Genomic DNA, 19,121 nt, shown 5'->3' on the forward strand with positions numbered 1-19,121 from the left:
GGGAGGAGTGTCCACCATGGATGCTGTATCGAGACGCCAGGCCGGGCTGACCGCGCTCTACCTGGGCGTGTTCGCCACGATCTGGTTCAGCGTGCCGGCGGCCGACCCGCCGCTGCGCGCCGCGCTCGTGGTGGCCAGCGGCCTGGCCCTGCTCACCGCGCTGCTCGGCGCGGTCGTCGTGGTCCGGACCGGGCGCGCGGCCGCCGCCCTGCCCCGGGACCGGGCCGCCGACCGCCGGTACGGCGTCATCGTCGCCGTCGAGTTCGCCGTGGCCGTGCTCGGCGCCCTGGCCCTGGCCGGGCTCGGCTGGTCGGAGTTCGTTCCGGTCCTGGTCTGCGCGGTGGTCGGGCTGCACTTCGTGCCGCTGGCCCCGGTGCTGCGCGACCGGCTGCTGGTGCCGCTGGGCGGCGCGCTGTGCCTGGTGGCGCTGGCCGGGCTGGTCGTCGCGCTCACCTCGGCGGTCCAGGCCGGCCTGGTCGCCGGCACCGGCGCCGGGCTGCTGCTCTGGGGCTACGCCGCGCGCGCGTTGCTCACCACGACCCGCACCGCCTGAACCGCGCCCCACGACGGTCCACCGCCGGGCCGGGTAAACGGCGCGACACGCGGGGCGGGCGACCGTAGGGTTGCCGCGGCCTGTCGTACCCCCGGGGTAGGAAGGCCGTGGTGGACGGCGGGTGAGAGGAGGTCCGGGTGAGCGTGGCGCAACGGCCCCCGTTGCCGAGGGTGCCGGCGCTGGCGGTGCTGGCGCACTACCTGACCGGCTACCGCCGCACCTGGCGGGCCGGGGTCTTCTCGTCCTTCCTGCTGCCGACGCTGACCGTGGTCGGCTTCGGCCTGGGCGTGGGCGCGTACGTCGACCAGGGCGTCGACGGGGTGCGGTACCTCGACTGGATCGTGCCCGGGCTGCTGGCCTCGACCGCGCTCCAGGTGACCATCGGCGAGTCGACCTGGCCGGTGTTCAGCAACTTCCAGTGGATCAAGACCTACTCGGCGCAGACCGCGGCGCCGCTGCGGATCCGCGACATCCTCGCCGGCCACCTGGCCTTCGTGCTGTTCCGGGCGCTCACCGCCAGCGTCGCGTTCCTGCTGGTGACGGCGCTGTTCGGGGCGCTGCGTTCGGGCTGGGCGGTGGCCACCCTGCCGGTGGTGGCGCTGCTCTGCCTGGCGGTCGCCGCGCCGACCTTCGCCTACGCGGCGGTGGTGGACAGCGACAGCTGGCTGGCCATGCTGTTCCGGTTCGCGGTGATCCCGATGACGCTCTTCGCCGGCATCTTCTTCCCGGTCGAGTCGCTGCCCGGCGTGCTGCGCTGGCTGGCCTACGCGACGCCGCTCTGGCACGCCGTCGACCTGTGCCGGGCGGCGACGCTCGGCGTGGCCCCACAGTGGTCGGTCGCCGGCCACCTGCTCTACCTGGCGGCCTGGGCGCTGGGCGGCTGGCTGCTGGCCGCCCGGCTCTTCCGTCGCCGGCTCGTGGTCTAGGAGGCTCGCGTGGTCACTCTCGTCCTGCCCCGGCTGCTCGACGTCTCCGGCACGTCCCGCCGGTCGGCCTCGGTGGTCGAGCGCAACGTGGCGGCGCTCAAGTCGGTCTACTGGCTGCTGCTGCTCTCCGGGTTCGTCGAGCCGGTGCTCTACCTGTTCTCCATCGGGGTCGGGGTGGGTCAGCTGATCGACGGGCTCACCCTGCCCGACGGCCGGGTGGTCGAGTACGCCGCGTTCGTCGCCCCGGCCATGCTCGCCTCCTCGGCGATGACCGGGGCGCTGGCCGAGACCACCTTCAACTTCTTCGGCAAGATGAAGTACCTCAAGCTCTACGACGGGATCATCGCCACCCCGGTGCGGCCCTTCGAGATCGCGCTCGGGGAGCTGGGGTGGGCGATGGTGCGCGGCTCGGCCTACTCGGCGGCGTTCCTCGCGGTGATGGTGGCGATGGAGCTGACCTCCGTGGGGCGGGCGCTGTTGGCGTTCCCGGCGGCGGTGCTGGTCGGCTTCACCTTCGGCGCGATCGGCATGGCGCTGGCCACCTTCATGCGCAGCTGGCAGGACTTCGACCTGATGGGCTCGGCGCAGTTCACCCTCTTCCTCTTCTCGGGCACCTTCGTGCCGGCCGAGGACTACCCGGCACTGCTGCGCTGGCTGGTGGAGGTGACCCCGCTCTACCGCTCGGTGCACCTGATCCGGGACATCTGTGTCGGCGGGTCCGGTTGGCTGTGGCTGCTGGACCTGCTCTACCTGCTGGCGTTGACCGTGCTCGGGCTGGCCGTGGCGTCCCGGCGGATGGTGGGCCTGCTCTACAAGTGAGGGGTTAACGGGCGGCTTCCCCGGGGCATGTCGGGGGGACAACCGTTGACCACGAGGAGGGGCGATGGCCTCCGACGACACGTCCGCCCGGGCCGGGCGCGACCGCGACGACCAGAACAGCGCGACCGCGGCCGGGTCCCGTTCGAGCGACCCGGGGGGCCGTAACCCGCGCGGCAGCCGGCCGGTCGGCCCCGACGAGGGCCCGGACAGCCCGGCCGAGCTGCCCGGCTCCGGCTGGATGGCGGCCCTGAAGCGCACCGTCAAGGAGTTCCAGGACGACAGCCTCACCGACTGGGCCGCCGCGCTGACCTACTACGGGGTGCTCTCCATCTTCCCCGGGCTGCTGGTGCTGATCTCCCTGCTCGGCCTGCTCGGCGACCGGGCCACCCAGGGGGTCAAGGACACCGTCAACCAGGCGGTGCCGGAGGAGAACATCCGGAAGATCATCGAGGGCGCCATCGAGCAGGCGGGCGCCTCGGGCGGACTGGCCAGCATCGCCGCGATCGTCGGTCTGCTCGCGGCCTTCTGGTCCGCCTCCGGCTACATCGCCGCCTTCATGCGCGCCTCGAACACCATCTACGACGTGCCTGAGGGGCGGCCGATCTGGAAGACCCTGCCGATCCGGCTCGGGGTGACCGCGGTGATCGGCGTGATGCTGCTGGCCTGCGCGGTGATCGTGGTCTTCACCGGCGGCCTCGCCGAGCAGGTCGGTAGCGCGATCGGGTTGGGCTCCACCGCGGTGACCGTGTGGAACATCGCCAAGTGGCCGGTGCTGCTGCTCCTGGTCAGCCTGATGTTCGCGATCCTCTACTGGGCCTCGCCGAACGCCCGGCACGGCGGCTTCCGCTGGGTCAGCCCGGGCGGCGTGCTGGCCGTGGTGATCTGGCTGGTGATCTCCGGCCTCTTCGCCCTGTACGTCAGCAACTTCGCGTCCTACAACAAGACCTACGGCGCGCTGGCCGGCGTGATCATCTTCCTGGTGTGGCTGTGGCTGAGCAACATCGCCATCCTGCTCGGCGCCGAGTTCGACGCGGAGCTGGAGCGCGGCCGGGCCATCTCGGCCGGCCACTCGCCGGAGGAGGAGCCCTACGTCGAGCTGCGCGACGACCGCAAGCTCAGGAAGAAGCGCAACGCCGCCGGGGAGCGCTAGCCCCTCCGGCAGGCCCGAGGTCGACCCCGTCGCGTCCGGCGCGACGGGGTCGACCTTTTCTTGATCCACTATAGCTTTTGTCCTAACGGACAAAAGTTGGCGGCGGATTGACCGAAGCTATGGACAGGAGGCACGGAAGGCTCCTACTGTGTCGGACACAACACATCGACGTCACATCGATGTGAACACCGACGCGGAGGTGGATCCCGTGCGGACGGTAGAACCCCTGCACCTACGGCTGTTGCGGCTGCTCCGCGACGCGGGGCCGGCGTCCCGGGCCGAGCTGGGTGACCGCCTCCAGATGCCCCGGCCCCGGCTGCTGGCCGAGCTGGAGCGGTTGGTCGGGCTGGGCCTGGTGGCCGAGGCGGGACTGGCCGCCTCCCGGGGCGGGCGCCGCTCGACCCTGGTCGAGCTGGACCCCCGGTTGCGCTTCGCCGCCGTCGACCTCGGCGCCAGCTCGATCGACGTCGAGGTGGTCAACGGCCGGCTGGAGCCGGTCGCCGCGTACGCCGAGCCGGCCGACATCCGCTCCGGCCCGAAGGTGATCCTGCACCGGGTCAACGAGCTGCTGCACAAGGCCCGGGTGGACGGGGCGTACGAGAAGCTGGACGGCGTCGGCGTGGGCGTTCCCGGGCCGGTGAGCTTCCGCGACGGGGTGCCCGTCTCGCCGCCCATCATGCCCGGCTGGGACCGGTTCCCCGTCCGTGAGCTGCTCACCCGCGAACACGGCTGCCCGGCGGTGGTCGACAACGACGTCAACATCATGGCGATCGGGGAACGGCACGGCGGGGTCGCCCACTCGATCGACGACTTCCTGTTCGTCAAGATCGGCACCGGCATAGGGTGCGGGATCTACCTCAGCGGCGAGGTCTACCGGGGCACCGACGGCTGCGCCGGCGACATCGGCCACATCCAGGTCGACGCGCACGGCGCGGTCTGCTCCTGCGGCAACGTCGGCTGCCTGGAGGCGGTCTTCAGCGGGGCCGCCCTGGCCCGCGAGGCGGTCGCCGCCGCCCGGGCCGGCACCTCCCCGGCGCTCGCCGAACGGCTCGCCGCCCGGGGCGTGGTCACCGCCCGGGACGTCGCCGAGGGGGCGGTCGAGGGCGACGTCACCTGCATCCAGCTGATCCGCGACGGCGGCCGACGGGTCGGCCAGGTGTTGGCCGGCCTGGTCAGCTTCACCAACCCCTCGATGATCGTGATCGGCGGCGGGCTGGCCCAGCTCGGTCACATCCTGCTCGCCGAGATCCGCAGCGTGGTCTACCGCCGGTCGCTGCCGCTGGCCACCGGCAACCTGCCGGTCGTCCTGTCCGAGCTGGGCCCCCGCGCCGGCGTCGCCGGCGCCGCGGTGCTGGCAAGCGACGTCGCTTTCGGGGAGGCATCGTGAGCGCGAGGAGTGAGCCGGGCCTGCGAGCCCCGCAGTCGCGAACTGAGGTGGCCCGGTGAGCGCGAGGAGTGAGCCGGGCCTGCGAGCCCCGCAGTCGCGAACTGAGGTGGCCCGGTGAGCGCGCCCGAGGGCGGGACGGCTCCGCTGGTGACCCCGCCGGCCGACACCGTCGCGGGCGAGGTGGTCCTGCGCCTGACCGACGTGGTGAAGACCTTCCCCGGCGTACGGGCGCTGGACGGGGTGCAGCTGGAGGTGCGGGCGGGCGAGGTGCACTGCCTGCTCGGGCAGAACGGCGCCGGCAAGTCCACCCTGATCAAGGTGCTCGCCGGGGTGCACCGGCCGGACTCGGGGCACGTCGAGTGGCGCGGCCAGCCCGCCGCCTTCGCCGACCCGCAGGCCGCCATGCGCGCCGGGATCGCCACCATCTACCAGGAACTCGACCTGGTCGAGGACCTGTCGGTGGCGGAGAACGCCTTCCTCGGCCACGAGCCGCGCCGGCTCGGCTTCGTCCGGCGCGGGCAGATGGCCCGCCGGACCCGGGAGATCCTGAGCCGGCTCGGCCACGGTGAGATCCCGCCGGGCCGGATGGTCCGCGCCCTGCCGGCCGCCGGCAAGCAGGTGGTCAGCATGGCCCGGGCGCTCTCCCACGAGGCGCGACTGATCATCATGGACGAGCCGAGCGCGGTGCTGGCCCACGACGAGGTGGGCAACCTGTTCCGGATCATCCGGGAGCTCACCGCGCAGGGCATCGCGGTCATCTACATCTCGCACCGGTTGGAGGAGATCCGCGAGATCGGCGACCGGGTGACCGTACTCAAGGACGGCCGGACCACCGCGGCGAACCTGCCGGCCCGCGAGACCCCGACCCGCGACCTGGTCTCGAAGATGACCGGCCGCACCATCGAGTACGTCTTCCCGGACCGCCCGGCCGGGACCGACACCGGCGCGGAACTGCTGCGCGTCGACCGGCTCGGCCGCGCGGGCGAGTTCGCCGACGTCTCGCTGCGCGTGCGGGCCGGCGAGATCGTCGGTATCGCCGGGCTGGTCGGCTCCGGGCGCTCCGAGCTGCTGGAGACCATCTTCGGCGCCCGCCGCGCGGAGACCGGCACCGTCCACGTGGACGGCCGGGCGCTGCGCCCGGGCAGCGTCGGCGCGGCCGTCCGGGCCGGCATGGGGATGGCGCCGGAGGAGCGCAAGAGCCAGGCGCTGCTGCTCGGCGAGCCGATCCACCGCAACGTCACGCTGGCCACCTTCAGCCGGTACGCCCGCCTCGGGTTCACCGACGCCGGCCGCGAGCGTGACGAGGCGGAGCGGATCGCCGACCGCCTCCAGCTCCGGCCGCGGGACGTACGCCGCCCGGTGCGCACGCTCTCCGGCGGCAACCAGCAGAAGGTGGTGGTCGGGCGCTGGCTGCTGGGCGACACCCGGCTGCTGCTGCTCGACGAACCCACCCGCGGGGTGGACGTCGGCGCCCGGGCCGAGCTGTACCGGGTGATCCGCGACCTGGCCGCGCAGGGCGTCGGGGTGCTGCTGGTCTCCAGCGAGGTGCCCGAGGTGCTCGGCCTGGCCGACCGGGTGCTGGTCATGCGCGAGGGCCGGATGGTGCGCGAGGCGCCCGCCGGCGAACTGGACGAGAACACCGTGCTCGACCTCGTCATGGCGGGGTCCCTGATGGAAGGCGCGCCGGCATGAACGAGCGCACACAGCGGAGCGAGGTGGCGGCATGAGCGAGACCGCGACGCCGGAGAGCCGGGCGGAGCTGCCGGCGCAGTCCCCGCCGGTCGACCCGGCGGAGACGGCGGCGGCGACCAACAAGGCCGCCGCGCCGGGCCGGCTGTCCTGGTGGCACGGCGACGGCGGCGAGGGCGCGAAGCGCAACCTCGGCCTGATCGCGGTGCTGGTGGTGCTGGTCGTCATCGGCGCCGCCACCCGCTCGGACCTCTACTCGAACCCGGACTGGGTGTGGGACAACACCCTCACCATCCTCAAGCTGGCCTCGGTGGTCGGCGTGGTGACCGTCGGGATGACCTTCGTGATCATCGGTGGGGGCATCGACCTCTCCGTCGGCGCGATCGTCGCGCTCGCCGGGGTCTGGTGCACCACGGTCGCCACCCAGAGCTACGGCGCCGGCGGCATGATCTTCTCGGCGCTGGTCGTCGGGTTGGCGGTCGGCCTGGTCAACGGGGTGCTCATCTCGTACGGCCGGCTGGTTCCGTTCATCGCCACGCTGGCGATGCTGGTCGCGGCGCGCGGTCTGGCCGCGGAGATCTCCGACAAGCAGACCCAGGTCTCGAACAACACCTTCATCAACGGGATCGCCGCCAACAAACTGCTCGGCATCCCGCTGCTGGTCTACATCCTCGCCGCGGTCGTCGCGGCCGGCTGGGTGCTGCTCAACCGCACCACCTTCGGCCGGCGTACGGTCGCGGTCGGCGGCAACCCGGAGGCGGCCCGCCTGGCCGGCATCAACGTCCGGCGGCACACCGTGCTGCTGTACGCGCTGTCCGGGCTGTGCTGCGGCATCGCCGCCATCATGCTCACCGCCCAGGCCAACTCGGCCCAGGCGGCGATGGCCAACCTCTACGAGCTGGACGCGATCGCCGCCGCGATCATCGGTGGCACGCTGCTCAGCGGCGGGCGGGGGACGATCGTCGGCTCCCTGCTCGGCGTGATCATCTTCTCGACGATCACCAACCTCTTCGCCATCAACGGCCTCTCCACCGAGGCCCAGAACATGGTCAAGGGCGGCATCATCGTGGCGGCCGTCCTGGTCCAGCAGGTGCAGTTCCGTAGCCTCACCCAGTTCCTCGGCCGCAATCGGGCCACCACCGCCTGACCGCCGCGGCGCGGTGACGCGCCGCCCTCCTCACGACACAACGCATCTCGGCGGCCACCTGACGACGGTGGCCGGGATCCGCACACCCTTTTTCGCCCCATCACCGTCACTTTGGAGGTCGTCATGACCCAGCACAGTCGTGACCTGTCCCGCCGCCGGTTGCTGTTCGGCGGGGCCGCCGTCGGCGCCGGCGTGCTCCTCGCCGGTTGCACCAGCAACGAGACCGAGCCCACCGCCGCGCAGACCAAGGCCGCCGCGACCGGCGGCAACGCCGAGCCGGGCAAGAAGGTGATCATCGGCTTCTCCGCCCCGGCCGCCGACCACGGCTGGATCGCCGCCATCACCAACAACGCCAAGGCGCAGGCCCAGGCGTACTCGGACGTGGAGTTCAAGTCCGTCGAGGCCGGCGCGGACGCGGCGGCGCAACGGGCGGCGCTGTCCACGCTGATCTCGCAGAAGCCCGACGTCATCGTGCTGCTGCCGCACGACGGCAAGGAGCTCAACGCCTTCGGCCTGGAGGCGATGAAGTCCGGCATCCCGGTGGTCAACCTGGACCGTGCCTTCCCGGACGCCCGCGCCTACCGGCTCCAGATCAAGGGTGACAACTACGGCATGGGCGTGGCCGCGGCCACGTACATCGTCGAGCAGCTCAAGGCCAAGGGCGTGAGCAACCCGGTCATCGGCGAGATCCCCGGCATCGACTCGCTGGAGCTGACCCAGGAGCGGTCGAAGGGGTTCGCCGACACCCTCGCGGCGAACGGTCTGAAGGTGGCCAACCGCCGACCGGCCGAGTTCACCGCCGACTCCGGCCAGCAGGCCGCGACCGGGCTGTTCCAGGCACTGCCGAAGATGGACGCCCTCTGGAACCACGACGACGACCAGGGCATCGGCGTCCTCGCGGCGGTCAACCAGGCCAACCGCAAGGAGTTCTTCATGGTCGGCGGCGCCGGCTCGAAGAAGGCGATGGAGGACATCCAGTCCGACAACACGGTGCTCAAGGCCACCGTCACCTACAGCCCGTCGATGGCCTCCTCGGCCATCTCCCTGGCCCGCCTGATCGGCCAGGGCAAGGGCATGTCCGACCTGGTGGAACTCCAGGTGCCCAAGGAGATCGTGCTCGCCTCCGAGACGATCACCAAGGAGAACGCGGGCAACTACCTCAAGCTCGGGTTCTGACACACGGGGGGAGACCCACCTTGTCCACACAGCACAGCGAACTGCGGGTCGGCATGGTCGGCTACGAGTTCATGGGCGCGGCGCACTCGCAGGCGTGGCGCACCGTGAACCGGGTGTTCGAGCTGCCGGCGCGGGTCCGGATGGCGACGATCTGCGGCCGGGACGCCGGGAAGGTCGCCGCCGCGGCCGACCGGCTCGGCTGGGACGCGTACAGCACCGACTGGCGGGACCTGGTCGCCTCGGACGACATCGACGTGGTCGACATCTGCACACCCGGGGACAGCCACGCCGAGATCGCGCTCGCCGCGCTCGCCGCCGGCAAGCACGTCATCTGCGAGAAGCCGCTGGCCAACACGGTGGCCGAGGCCCGGGAGATGACCGCCGCCGCGGCCGCCGCCCAGGCCGCGGGGGTACGGTCGATGTGCGGTTTCAACTACCGCCGGGTGCCCGCGGTCGCCCTGATGCGGCAGCTCGTCGCCGAGGGTCGGCTCGGGGTGCTGCGGCACGTCCGGGCGGCGTACCTCCAGGACTGGATCGTCGACCCGCAGTTCCCGCTGGTGTGGCGGTTGCAGAAGGACAGGGCGGGCTCCGGCGCGCTCGGTGACATCGGCGCGCACATCATCGACCTGACCCAGTACGTCACGGGCCAGCGGATCACCGGGGTCAGCGCGGTGACCGAGACGTTCGTCAAGGAACGGCCGTTGCCGGGCGGGTCGAGCGGCCTGGCCGCGCAGGCCGACGGCAACGGCCGGGCCACCGGCGCGGTCACCGTCGACGACGCGGCGGTCTTCGTCGCCCGGCTGGACGACGGGGCGCTGGCCACGTACGAGGCGAGCCGGTTCGCCACCGGTCGTAAGAACGCCCTCCGGGTGGAGATCAACGGGTCCCTCGGGACCGTCGCCTTCGACCTGGAACGCCTCAACGAGCTGGAGTTCTACGACGCCACCCGGCCCACGGCCGAGCAGGGCTTCAGCCGCATCCTGGTGACCGAGGCAGAGCACCCGTACCTGTCGGCCTGGTGGCCGCCGGGGCACATCATCGGCTACGAGCACTCCTTCACCCACCAGATGCGCGACTTCGTCGAGGCGGTCGCGACCGGCGCCGACCCGACGCCCTCCTTCGCCGACGCGTTGCAGGTCCAGCTGGTGCTGGACGCGGTGACCCGCTCGGCGGAGCTGGGCTCCCGGTGGACGGAGGTGGAGCCCGCGCTGGCCGCGCTCCCCGTCTGACCAGGCCACCTCCGGCGCCGACCGGCGAGGACCCGACCGCGGTTGCGCCCCGCGGGCGGGACGGGATCGGCACCGGAGGGCGTGCCGCCCCGGCCACCACGGCCGGCGGCGCACGCGTACGACGGTCGTCCGGTGCGGCCGGACCGGGATTCCCCGGCCGCACCGGAGGACCGCCACCACCGTCCCGGCGACCCGCAGCACGCCCGGCCGCCAACCGGCCGGGGCCGGGCCGCCACCACCACACGTCCGGTCGCGGGGCGCGCCGCCGCCCGTCGACCGGATACGGGGGAGGCAGGGCCGAGACGCCGACCGACCCTGCCTGCCAGCCCCGTCCGCACGCCGTGCGGGGTACCGGGTCCGGCGTCGCGCCGCCGACGTCGCCGCCGCGGCCCGGTCCCGCCCCGGACGTCCGGGCGGACGGGGCCCCGGCGGACCGGTATCTTTCCGGCGAACCATCTGATATTGATGTAGTTAGATGCAAGGGGCGGTTCCTCCGGACGGAAGGAGCACCATGCGTACGGGTGTCTGGCTGGTGGGGGCGCGCGGTTCGGTCGCGACCACCAGCATCGTCGGCGGTCTCGCCCTGCGGGCCGGGCTCACCGCGCCGACCGGTTGCGTCACCGAGCTGCCCGCGCTGCGCGGGCCGGCCCTGCCCACCTTCGCCGACCTGTTCTTCGGCGGCCACGACCTGGCCACCACCCCGCTGACCAAGCGGGCCGAGACGCTGGCCGACGCGGGCGTGCTGCCCGGCCGGCTGGCCGCCACCCTCGCCGCCGAGCTGACCGCCGTCGAGGAGGACCTGCGACCCGCCCCCACCGGCGGCACCCAGGCCGACCGGGCCGCCGCCGCCGTCGCCGACCTCACCGCGTTCCGCCGGCGGCACCGGCTGGACCGGGTGGTGGTGGTCGACGTCTCCGCCACCGAACCGGCCGCCCGGCCGCACCCCGGGCACGCCGACCCGGCCGCCCTGCGGGCCGCGCTCGCCGGCCCCGACGAGGTGCTGCCGCCCAGCTCGCTCTACGCGTACGCCGCCGTCGAGGCCGGCTGCCCGTACGTCGACTTCACCCCGTCCACCGGGCTGCGGCTGCCGGCGCTGGCCGAGCTGGCCGTCGCGCGCGGCCTGCCGTACGCCGGGCACGACGGCAAGACCGGGGAGACCCTGGTCAAGTCGGTGCTCGCGCCGATGTTCGCGATGCGGCACCTGGCCGTGCGCTCCTGGTCCGGGGTCAACCTGCTCGGCGGCGGCGACGGCGCCACCCTCGCCGACCCGGCCGCCAACGCCGCCAAGGTGGAGAGCAAGCAGCGGGTCCTCGGCGAGACCCTCGGCTACCTGCCGCAGGGGCAGACCCGCATCGAGTTCGTCGAGGAGCTGGGCGACTTCAAGACCGCCTGGGACCTGATCACCTTCACCGGCTTCCTCGGCACCGGCATGCGGATGGAGTTCAGCTGGCACGGCTGCGACTCCGCGCTCGCCGCCCCGCTCGTGCTCGACCTGGCCCGGCTGACCGCCGCCGCGCACGCCGCCGGCCGGGTCGGCCCCCTGACCGACCTGGCGTTCTTCTTCAAGGACCCGCTCGGCTCACCCACCCACTCGCTGGCCGAGCAGTGGCAGCGGCTGGTCGAGTTCACCGGGCGGCTGCACGCCGAGGCCGCGGCATGAGCACGTTGGGCGACCTGGCCGAGCTGGTCCGGGCGCCGGCCGCGCTCTCCGTACCGGGTGACGTGGTCGCCGGCGCCGCCGCGGCCGGGGCGCTCGGTCGGCGTACCGCCGGGCTGGCCGGCGCGTCGGTGCTGCTGTACTGGGCCGGGATGGCCGCCAACGACTGGGCCGACCGCCGGCTGGACGCGGTCGAACGCCCCGAGCGGCCGATCCCCAGCGGCCGGGTCTCGCCCGCCGCCGCGCTCGGTCTCGCCGCCGGCCTCACCGCCGCCGGCCTGGGCCTGGCCGCCGTCACGGGCGGCCGGCGGGCCACCGCCGTCGCGATCCCGCTCGCCGCGACGATCTGGGGGTACGACCTGGCGGCGAAGAACACCGCCGCCGGGCCGGCCGTGATGGCCGCCTGCCGGGGACTGGACGTGCTGCTCGGCGCGACCGGCGGGCGGCCGGTCCGGGCGCTGCCGGCGGCGCTCACCGTCGCCGCGCACACCGTCACCGTCACCGCGCTCTCCCGGCGCGAGGTGGCCGGCGCGGACACCGCGCTGCCGCTGCGCACCCTCGCCGGCACCGCCCTGGTCGCGATCGCCGCCGCCCGCCGGTCCACGACCCCCATCCGCCCCGCCCCGGCACCCCAAGGCCGCCCGGCCCCGCCCACCGTCGGGCTCGTCGCGGCGCCCGCCGCCGCTCGCCCTGCTCGCACCGGGCTCGTGGCGTCGGCCGCCGCCTGGTCCGTCGCGTCGACCAACGGCGGCCCCGGTGCCGGCGCGCGCCGCGCCGCCGCCGTGCTGCCCGTCGCGCTGGCCGGCTGGTACGCCGCCCGGTACGGCGGGGCGCAGGCCCGGGTGGCGGCCGACCCGTCCGCCGGCCGGGTGCGCGCCGCGGTCGGCGCCGGGATCACCGGGCTGCCGGCGTTGCAGGGCGCGCTCACCGCCCGGGCCGGTGCCGGCCTGCTCGGCCTGGCGGTGGCGGCCGCCGCGCCGCTGGGCCGCCGGCTGGCCCGCAGGGTGTCCCCGACATGACCACCCCGCGGCCCCACCCGCCGGCCCCGCGGCCGACCCCTGACCCGGTCGGCCCGGAGCACCCGGCCGGGGCGGGGCCGCGGTTCGGCTACGGCACCAACGGCTTCGCCAACCACCGGCTGGACGACGCCCTCGCGGTCATCGCCGAGCTGGGCTACCAGGGCGTCGCGCTCACCCTCGACCACGACCACCTCGACCCGTTCGCGCCCGGGCTGGCCCGCCGGGTCGACGAGGTGGCCCGCCGGCTGGACTCGCTCGGCCTCGCCGTGGTGGTCGAAACCGGGGCCCGGTACCTGCTCGACCCCTGGCACAAGCACGCGCCGACGCTGCTGCACGACGAGCCGGCCCGCCGGATCGACTTCCTGACCCGGGCGGTCCGGATCGGCGCCGACCTCGGCGCGGAGGCAGTCTCGTTCTGGGCCGGGGTACGCCCCGACGCCGTACCGCCGGCCGTCGCCTGGGACCGGCTGGTGGCCGGCTGCGCCACGGTGCTCGACGCCGCGGACCGCGCCGGGGTGACCCTCGGCTTCGAGCCGGAACCCGGGATGCTCGTCGAGGACATCGCCGGCTGGCGGCGGCTGCGGCAGGCCCTCGGCGACCCGGCGCGCTTCGGCATCACCCTCGACATCGGACACTGTCGCTGCCTGGAGCCGCACCCGGTGCCCGAGTGCGTCCACCAGGTGGCCGCGCACCTGGTCAACGTGCAGATCGACGACATGCGCCGGGGCGTGCACGAACACCTGGAGTTCGGCACCGGCGAGATCGACTTCCCGCCGGTGCTGCGCGCCCTCACCGACGCCGGCTACCGGGGGCTGGTGGCGGTGGAGCTGCCCCGGCACTCGCACGCCGCGCCCGCCGTCGCCGCCCGGTCCATCGACTTCCTGCGCGCCGCCGCCGAGGCGGGCCGAGCCGCCGGGGCCGCCCCGACCGGCCTGCCGCACCGGGCGACCGAGGTGGCCTAGACACCGACCAGCACCAGGGGAGGAGAGACGGATGACACCGGATCGACTGCGGGCCGCGCTCGAGGGCGTACCCGATCCCGACTGGCTGGCGGCGGCGCTGCGCCGCGTCGCGGCCGAACCCGCGACGATCGCGCGGTTCTTCCCGGCCGCCGGCCGGCACTGCGGTCGGGGTGACCTGGCCGGCGCGCCCGGCTGGACCGCCGACGAGGCGGCCCGCGCGCTGCTGCTCACCGCGCTGCCCGCCGACCACGCCACGCACGCCGAGGCGCTGTACCGGCACGGCGACGCCGCCGAGAAGCGGGCCGTGCTCAAGGCCCTGCCGCTGCTGCCCGTCGGCGCGGCCGGGGTGCCGCTGCTGCACGACGCGATCCGCACCAACGACACCCGGCTGGTGGCCGCCGGCCTCGGCCCGTACGCCCGGCACCTGGACCCGGCGTCCTGGCGGCAGGCGGTGCTCAAGTGCGTCTTCGCCGGCGTGCCGCTGGCCGTCGTGGCCGACCTGGACCGCCGCGCCGACGGCGAGCTGGCCGCGATGCTCGCCGCGCTCGCCGCGGAGCGGCACGCCGCCGGCCGGGAACTGCCCGCCGACGCCACCGACCTGCTCGACCGGCTCACCATCAGGGAGGCGTGAATGCGCATCTTCGACCCGCACATCCACATGACGTCGCGGACCACCGACGACTACGAGCGGATGGCCGCCGCCGGGGTCCGCGCGGTGGTGGAGCCGGCGTTCTGGCTGGGGCAGCCCCGCACCAGCCCCGCCTCCTTCGCCGACTACTTCGACTCGCTGATCGGGTGGGAGCCGTTCCGGGCCGGGCAGTTCGGCGTCCGGCACCACGCCACCGTCGCGCTCAACCCGAAGGAGGCCAACGACCCGCGCTGCCGGCCGGTGCTCGACCTGCTCCCGCGCTACCTGGAGAAGGACACCGTGGTCGCCGTCGGCGAGATCGGGTACGACTCGATGACCCCGCAGGAGGACGAGGCGTTCGCCGCCCAGCTGGCCCTGGCGGTGGCGCACGACCTGCCGGCGCTGGTGCACACCCCGCACCGGGACAAGGCCCGGGGCGTCGAGCGCAGCCTCGCGGTGGTCGCCGAGTCCGGCATCGACCCGGGCCGGGTGGTGCTGGACCACCTCAACGAGGTCACCGTCAAACTGGTCCGGGACACCGGCTGCTGGCTGGGCTTCTCCATCTACCCGGACACCAAGATGTCCCCGCCCCGGATGGTGGAGCTGCTGCGCACGTACGGGCCGGAGCGGGTGCTGGTCAACTCTGCCGCCGACTGGGGGCGCTCGGACCCGCTGCTGACCCGGGCCACCGGCGAGGCGATGCTGCTGGCCGGCTTCACCGACGACGACGTCGACCGGGTGCTCTGGCGCAACCCGGTGGAGTTCTACGGGCAGTCCGGCCGGCTCGACCTGACCGACCTGGACGCCGCGTCCGCCGGGACCTTCGCCGGGAACTCGATCCTGCGCGGCGGTGACTGATGCGGCTGCGGCACGCCGACGGCAGCACCGTCCACCTCGGCTACTGCACCAACGTGCACCCCGCCGAGGACGCCGCCGGCATCCTCGCCCAACTGCGGAGCCACGCCGAGCCGGTGCGCGAGGCGCTCGGCGCCGACCGGCTTGGGCTCGGCCTCTGGCTGGCCGCGCCGGTCGCCGCCGAGCTGGCCGCCGACCCGGCCGCCCGGCTCCGGCTGCGCGCCGAGCTGACCCGTCGCGGGCTGGAGGTGGTCACCCTCAACGGCTTCCCGTACGCGGCGTTCCAGGCACCCGTGGTGAAGGGCGCGGTCTACCGTCCGGACTGGACCACCGAGGCCCGGCTGCGCTACACCCTCGACCTGGCCCGGGTCCTGGCCGACCTGCTCCCCGACGACGCGGCCCGGGGCTCGGTCTCCACCCTGCCGCTGGCCTGGCGGCAGCCCTGGGACGCCGCCCGCGCCGACACCGCCCGCCGCCGGCTGGACGACCTCGCGACCGGGCTCGCCGCGATCGAACGCGACACCGGCCGCCCGGTGCGGGTCGGCTTCGAGCCGGAGCCGGGCTGCGTGGTCGAGCGCACCGGGCAGGCGGTCACCGCGCTGGCCGGCGTGGACACCGACCGGCTCGGCGTCTGCCTGGACCTGGCGCACCTCGCCTGCGCCTGGGAGGAGCCGGCCGAGGCGCTGGCCCGGCTGCGCGCCGCCGGGCTGCCGGTGGTCAAGGTGCAGGTCTCCGCCGCCCTGGAGGCCGCCCACCCGCCGACCGCCGCCGACGCGCTGGCGCGCTGGGTGGAGCCCCGCTTCCTGCACCAGACCCGGGCCGCCGGCACCGCCCACGCCGCCGACCCGGCCGACCCGGCGTACGCCGCCGACGACCTGGACGGCGCCCTGGCCGGGCGGCCGCCGGGGCCGTGGCGGGTGCACTACCACGTGCCGCTGCACGCCCCGCCCGAACCACCGCTGACCTCGACCGTGCCGGTGCTGCGTACCGCGCTGGCCGAGCTGTTCGCCGGTCCCGCCGCCGGCTGCGACCACCTCGACGTCGAGACGTACACGTGGGGGGTGCTGCCGGCGGCGCGCCGGCCGCGCACCGACGCGGAGCTGGCCGCCGGCATCGCCGCCGAGCTGGCCTTCGCCCGCGACGAGCTGGTCGCGCTCGGCCTGACACCGGCGGGGGAGTCCCGTCCCGACGACCGGAGGGGTACGACGATGAGCGAACGAGTGACCGACCGACATTCCGAGGTGCCGGCATGAGCCGTCGACTGGTGGTGCTGGACGTGGTCGGGTTGACCCCGCGGCTGCTGGCGCACATGCCCCGGCTGCGCGCGGTCGCCGACGAGGGGTTCGCCGCCGGCCTGGGCACGGTGCTGCCCGCGGTCACCTGCTCGGCGCAGGCGACCCTGCTCACCGGGGAGCCGCCGGCCGGGCACGGGATCGTGGGCAACGGCTGGTACTTCCGCGACCTCGGCGAGGTGCTGCTGTGGCGGCAGCACCACGCGCTGGTCGGCGGGGAGAAGCTCTGGCAGGCCGCCCGCCGGGCCGAACCGGGTTACACGGTGGCCAACGTCTGCTGGTGGTACGCGATGGGCGCGGACGTGAACTGGACGGTCACCCCCCGCCCGGTCTACCACGCCGACGGTCGCAAGGAGCCGGACTGCTGGACGGACCCGCCGGAGCTGCACGACACGCTCACCGACGCGCTGGGCACCTTCCCGCTCTTCACCTACTGGGGGCCCGGCGCCGGGCTGCCCTCCTCGGCGTGGATCTGCCGGGCCGCCGAGCGGATCCTCGCCGACCACGCCCCGGACCTCACCCTGGTCTACGTCCCGCACCTCGACTACGACCTGCAACGCTTCGGCCCGTCCTCGCCCCGCGCCGCCGCCGCGGCGGCGGAGCTGGACGCGGTGCTGGGCCCGCTGCTGGACGCCGCCCGCGCGCGGGACGCGACCGTGGTGGCGCTGTCCGAGTACGGCATCACCGACGTCTCCCGCCCGGTGGACGTCAACCGGCTGCTGCGCGCCGAGGGGCTGCTGCGGGTCTACACCCAGGCCGGGATGGAATACCTGGACCCGTGGACGTCGCGGGCCTTCGCCGTCGCCGACCACCAGGTGGCCCACGTCTACGTCCGGGACCCGGCCGACGTGCCGGCGGTGGCGAAGCTCTGCGCCGGCCTGCCCGGGGTGGCGGAGGTGCTCGACGCCGACGGCAAGGCGGCGGCCGGGCTGGACCATCCGCGCGCCGGCGAGCTGGTGCTGGTGGCCGAGCCGGACGCCTGGTTCACGTACTACTACTGGCTCGACGAGGCCCGCGCCCCGGACTTCGCCCGGCTCGTCGAGATCCACCGCAAACCCGGGTACGACCCGGCGGAGCTCTTCTTCGACCCGGCCGCGCCCGGGGCGGCGAAGCGCCGGGCGGCGGTCGCGCTGGCCCGCAAGAAGCTGGGCATGCGGTACCTGATGAGCGTGGTCGGCCTCGACGCCGGGGCGCGGGCGGTCCGGGGCTCGCACGGTCGGCTCCCGGCCGACCCGGCGGACGCCCCGGTGCTGCTCTGCTCCGATCCGGCCGCCGCCCGGGACCGGCTCGCGGCCACCGAGGTGAAGGCGCTGCTGCTGGAGCTGGCCGGGCTGGCCCCGCCGTCCGCCCCGGCCGGCGCGGCGCGGGTGCCGGCCGCCGTGGCGTCGTCGGCGGGTCCCGGGCGACCGTCCGGTCCGGCCGGACCGCCGCCGGGACCGGGGGAGCGGCGGTGACCGTCACCGCGCCCCCGACCGACACCAGCGGGCTGCGGGCGCGTTTCGACGCCGAACTGGTGGCCTTCCTGGACCGGCAGGGGCCGGACTGGCCGGACGGCGCGCCGCGCGGCATCTTCGCCGCCCTGCACCGCTTCGTGCTGGCCGGCGGCAAGCGGTTGCGCCCGCTGTTCTGCTACTGGGGCTGGCGCGGCGCCGGCGGCGGGGACGACCGGCCGATCGTGGTCGCCGCGGCGGCGCTGGAGCTGTTCCACGCGTTCGCCCTGATCCACGACGACATCCTCGACGGCAGCGACCGCCGCCGGGGCGCGCCGTCGGTGCACCGGCTCTTCGCCGACCTGCACACCCGGTCCGCCTGGCGCGGCGACCCGGAGGCGTACGGGCGCAACACCGCGCTGCTCTGCGGGGACCTCTGCGCCGCCTGGTCGGACCAGATGTTCCACGAGTGCGGGTTGAGCACCGCGCAGGTCTGCCGGGGGTACGCGGTCTTCGCCCGGATGCGGACCGAGGTGATCGCGGGGGAGTACCTGGACCTGGTCTCCGGTGTCGGGGACGGCTCGGTGGCCAGCGCGCTCACCGTGATCCGGATGAAGGCCGCCCGGTACACGGTCACCCGCCCGTTGCAGATCGGCGCGGCGCTGGCCGGCGCCGAGCCGGAGCTGGTCGCCGCGCTCACCGACTTCGGTGACCCGCTCGGCGACGCGTTCCAGCTCCGCGACGACGTGCTCGGCGTCTTCGGTGACCCGGCGGTGACCGGCAAGTCCGTCCTGGACGACCTGCGCGAGGGCAAGCCGACGGTGATGATGGCGCTGGCCCGCGACGCTGCCGACCGGGCGCAGAGCGCCCGCCTGCGCGACCTGTTCGGCAATCCTGGCCTGGACGCCGACGGCGCGGCCGAGCTGCGCGCGATCATCGAGGCGACCGGGGCCCGGGAGCAGATCGAACGGCTGATCCTGCTGCGGGCGGACGCCGCCCGGGCGGCGCTGGACCGGCTGCCGCTGGAGGAGCCGGCGCTGGCGGCGCTGGCCGCGCTGGCCGACCAGGCGGTGTACCGCCGGAGCTGACACCGGCAGCGCGCCACGGCCCTGCGGGGCCTTTCCTCGCCGTGCCCGCGAGCTTTCAACCGATTGAACAAAAGTTCGCTTCCACGGGGCAGAAGGTATGGACAGACAAATTCA

At 74.5% G+C, this 19,121-nt stretch carries 17 protein-coding genes; all 17 read left to right on the top strand.

Features of this window, described 5'->3' with window-relative positions; translation table 11 throughout:
• The first annotated feature begins 16 nt into the window (after positions 1–16).
• Positions 17–553, top strand: coding sequence for a hypothetical protein (locus FHX75_RS23860; RefSeq protein WP_154942544.1), 537 nt, complete (start codon positions 17–19; stop codon positions 551–553).
• 137 nt (positions 554–690) lie between these two features.
• Entirely contained in the window at positions 691–1,479 is a 789-nt protein-coding gene (locus FHX75_RS23865; RefSeq protein WP_154942545.1) for an ABC transporter permease, read from the top strand.
• 9 nt (positions 1,480–1,488) lie between these two features.
• Complete coding sequence (locus tag FHX75_RS23870; protein ID WP_154942546.1) at positions 1,489–2,298, top strand: ABC transporter permease; 810 nt, start codon at positions 1,489–1,491, stop codon at positions 2,296–2,298.
• Between the two features lie 64 nt (positions 2,299–2,362).
• Positions 2,363–3,448: a YihY/virulence factor BrkB family protein gene (locus FHX75_RS23875; RefSeq protein WP_154942547.1), complete on the top strand. Its 1,086-nt coding sequence runs from the start codon at positions 2,363–2,365 to the stop codon at positions 3,446–3,448.
• 208 nt (positions 3,449–3,656) lie between these two features.
• Positions 3,657–4,835, top strand: coding sequence for an ROK family protein (locus FHX75_RS23880; RefSeq protein ID WP_154942548.1), 1,179 nt, complete (start codon positions 3,657–3,659; stop codon positions 4,833–4,835).
• Positions 4,836–5,015: 180 nt separating this feature from the next.
• Positions 5,016–6,527 (top strand): sugar ABC transporter ATP-binding protein, encoded by a 1,512-nt coding sequence (locus FHX75_RS23885; RefSeq protein WP_211364579.1) that lies wholly within the window; start codon positions 5,016–5,018, stop codon positions 6,525–6,527.
• Between the two features lie 31 nt (positions 6,528–6,558).
• Positions 6,559–7,671 carry an ABC transporter permease gene (locus FHX75_RS23890; protein ID WP_154942550.1) on the top strand — a complete coding sequence of 371 codons (1,113 nt, stop codon included), beginning with the start codon at positions 6,559–6,561 and terminating at the stop codon, positions 7,669–7,671.
• A 123-nt stretch (positions 7,672–7,794) separates the two neighbouring features.
• A complete protein-coding gene (locus tag FHX75_RS23895; RefSeq protein ID WP_154942551.1) occupies positions 7,795–8,847 on the top strand; it encodes a substrate-binding domain-containing protein in 1,053 nt (350 codons plus the stop codon).
• Positions 8,848–8,900: 53 nt separating this feature from the next.
• On the top strand, positions 8,901–10,076 hold the full coding sequence (locus FHX75_RS23900) for a Gfo/Idh/MocA family protein (protein WP_425463534.1): 1,176 nt from the start codon (positions 8,901–8,903) through the stop codon (positions 10,074–10,076).
• A gap of 511 nt (positions 10,077–10,587) precedes the next feature.
• Positions 10,588–11,736, top strand: a complete 1,149-nt coding sequence (locus FHX75_RS23905) for an inositol-3-phosphate synthase (protein WP_154942553.1) — start codon at positions 10,588–10,590, stop codon at positions 11,734–11,736.
• On the top strand, positions 11,733–12,752 hold the full coding sequence (locus FHX75_RS23910) for an SCO3242 family prenyltransferase (RefSeq protein ID WP_154942554.1): 1,020 nt from the start codon (positions 11,733–11,735) through the stop codon (positions 12,750–12,752). Before FHX75_RS23905 ends, FHX75_RS23910 begins: the two co-directional genes overlap by 4 nt.
• Positions 12,749–13,714: a sugar phosphate isomerase/epimerase family protein gene (locus FHX75_RS23915; RefSeq protein WP_154942555.1), complete on the top strand. Its 966-nt coding sequence runs from the start codon at positions 12,749–12,751 to the stop codon at positions 13,712–13,714. Before FHX75_RS23910 ends, FHX75_RS23915 begins: the two co-directional genes overlap by 4 nt.
• Before the next feature lie 31 nt (positions 13,715–13,745).
• Complete coding sequence (locus tag FHX75_RS23920) at positions 13,746–14,345, top strand: EboA domain-containing protein (RefSeq protein WP_154942556.1); 600 nt, start codon at positions 13,746–13,748, stop codon at positions 14,343–14,345.
• Positions 14,346–15,200 (top strand): TatD family hydrolase, encoded by an 855-nt coding sequence (locus tag FHX75_RS23925; protein ID WP_154942557.1) that lies wholly within the window; start codon positions 14,346–14,348, stop codon positions 15,198–15,200. It abuts the gene before it with no gap.
• Positions 15,200–16,450 carry a metabolite traffic protein EboE gene (gene eboE / locus FHX75_RS23930; RefSeq protein ID WP_154942558.1) on the top strand — a complete coding sequence of 417 codons (1,251 nt, stop codon included), beginning with the start codon at positions 15,200–15,202 and terminating at the stop codon, positions 16,448–16,450. Before FHX75_RS23925 ends, eboE begins: the two co-directional genes overlap by 1 nt.
• Positions 16,447–17,943, top strand: coding sequence for an alkaline phosphatase family protein (locus FHX75_RS23935; protein ID WP_246158497.1), 1,497 nt, complete (start codon positions 16,447–16,449; stop codon positions 17,941–17,943). The genes eboE and FHX75_RS23935 overlap by 4 nt, the downstream gene beginning before the upstream one ends.
• Positions 17,940–19,007, top strand: a complete 1,068-nt coding sequence (locus FHX75_RS23940) for a polyprenyl synthetase family protein (RefSeq protein WP_154942559.1) — start codon at positions 17,940–17,942, stop codon at positions 19,005–19,007. The genes FHX75_RS23935 and FHX75_RS23940 overlap by 4 nt, the downstream gene beginning before the upstream one ends.
• Positions 19,008–19,121: the final 114 nt, after the last annotated feature.

Source organism: Micromonospora palomenae (assembly GCF_007829925.1).
Classification (GTDB): Bacteria; Actinomycetota; Actinomycetes; order Mycobacteriales; family Micromonosporaceae; genus Micromonospora; species Micromonospora purpureochromogenes.

Bases quoted from the DNA above. Each gene is read 5' to 3' on its own strand.
- FHX75_RS23860 (WP_154942544.1), top strand. From the start codon at position 17: ATGGATGCTGTATCGAGACGCCAGGCCGGGCTGACCGCGCTCTACCTG.
- FHX75_RS23875 (WP_154942547.1), top strand. From the start codon at position 2,363: ATGGCCTCCGACGACACGTCCGCCCGGGCCGGGCGCGACCGCGACGAC.
- FHX75_RS23890 (WP_154942550.1), top strand. From the start codon at position 6,559: ATGAGCGAGACCGCGACGCCGGAGAGCCGGGCGGAGCTGCCGGCGCAG.
- FHX75_RS23895 (WP_154942551.1), top strand. From the start codon at position 7,795: ATGACCCAGCACAGTCGTGACCTGTCCCGCCGCCGGTTGCTGTTCGGC.
- FHX75_RS23900 (WP_425463534.1), top strand. From the start codon at position 8,901: ATGGTCGGCTACGAGTTCATGGGCGCGGCGCACTCGCAGGCGTGGCGC.
- FHX75_RS23905 (WP_154942553.1), top strand. From the start codon at position 10,588: ATGCGTACGGGTGTCTGGCTGGTGGGGGCGCGCGGTTCGGTCGCGACC.
- FHX75_RS23910 (WP_154942554.1), top strand. From the start codon at position 11,733: ATGAGCACGTTGGGCGACCTGGCCGAGCTGGTCCGGGCGCCGGCCGCG.
- FHX75_RS23915 (WP_154942555.1), top strand. From the start codon at position 12,749: ATGACCACCCCGCGGCCCCACCCGCCGGCCCCGCGGCCGACCCCTGAC.
- FHX75_RS23920 (WP_154942556.1), top strand. From the start codon at position 13,746: ATGACACCGGATCGACTGCGGGCCGCGCTCGAGGGCGTACCCGATCCC.
- FHX75_RS23925 (WP_154942557.1), top strand. From the start codon at position 14,346: ATGCGCATCTTCGACCCGCACATCCACATGACGTCGCGGACCACCGAC.
- eboE (WP_154942558.1), top strand. From the start codon at position 15,200: ATGCGGCTGCGGCACGCCGACGGCAGCACCGTCCACCTCGGCTACTGC.
- FHX75_RS23935 (WP_246158497.1), top strand. From the start codon at position 16,447: ATGAGCCGTCGACTGGTGGTGCTGGACGTGGTCGGGTTGACCCCGCGG.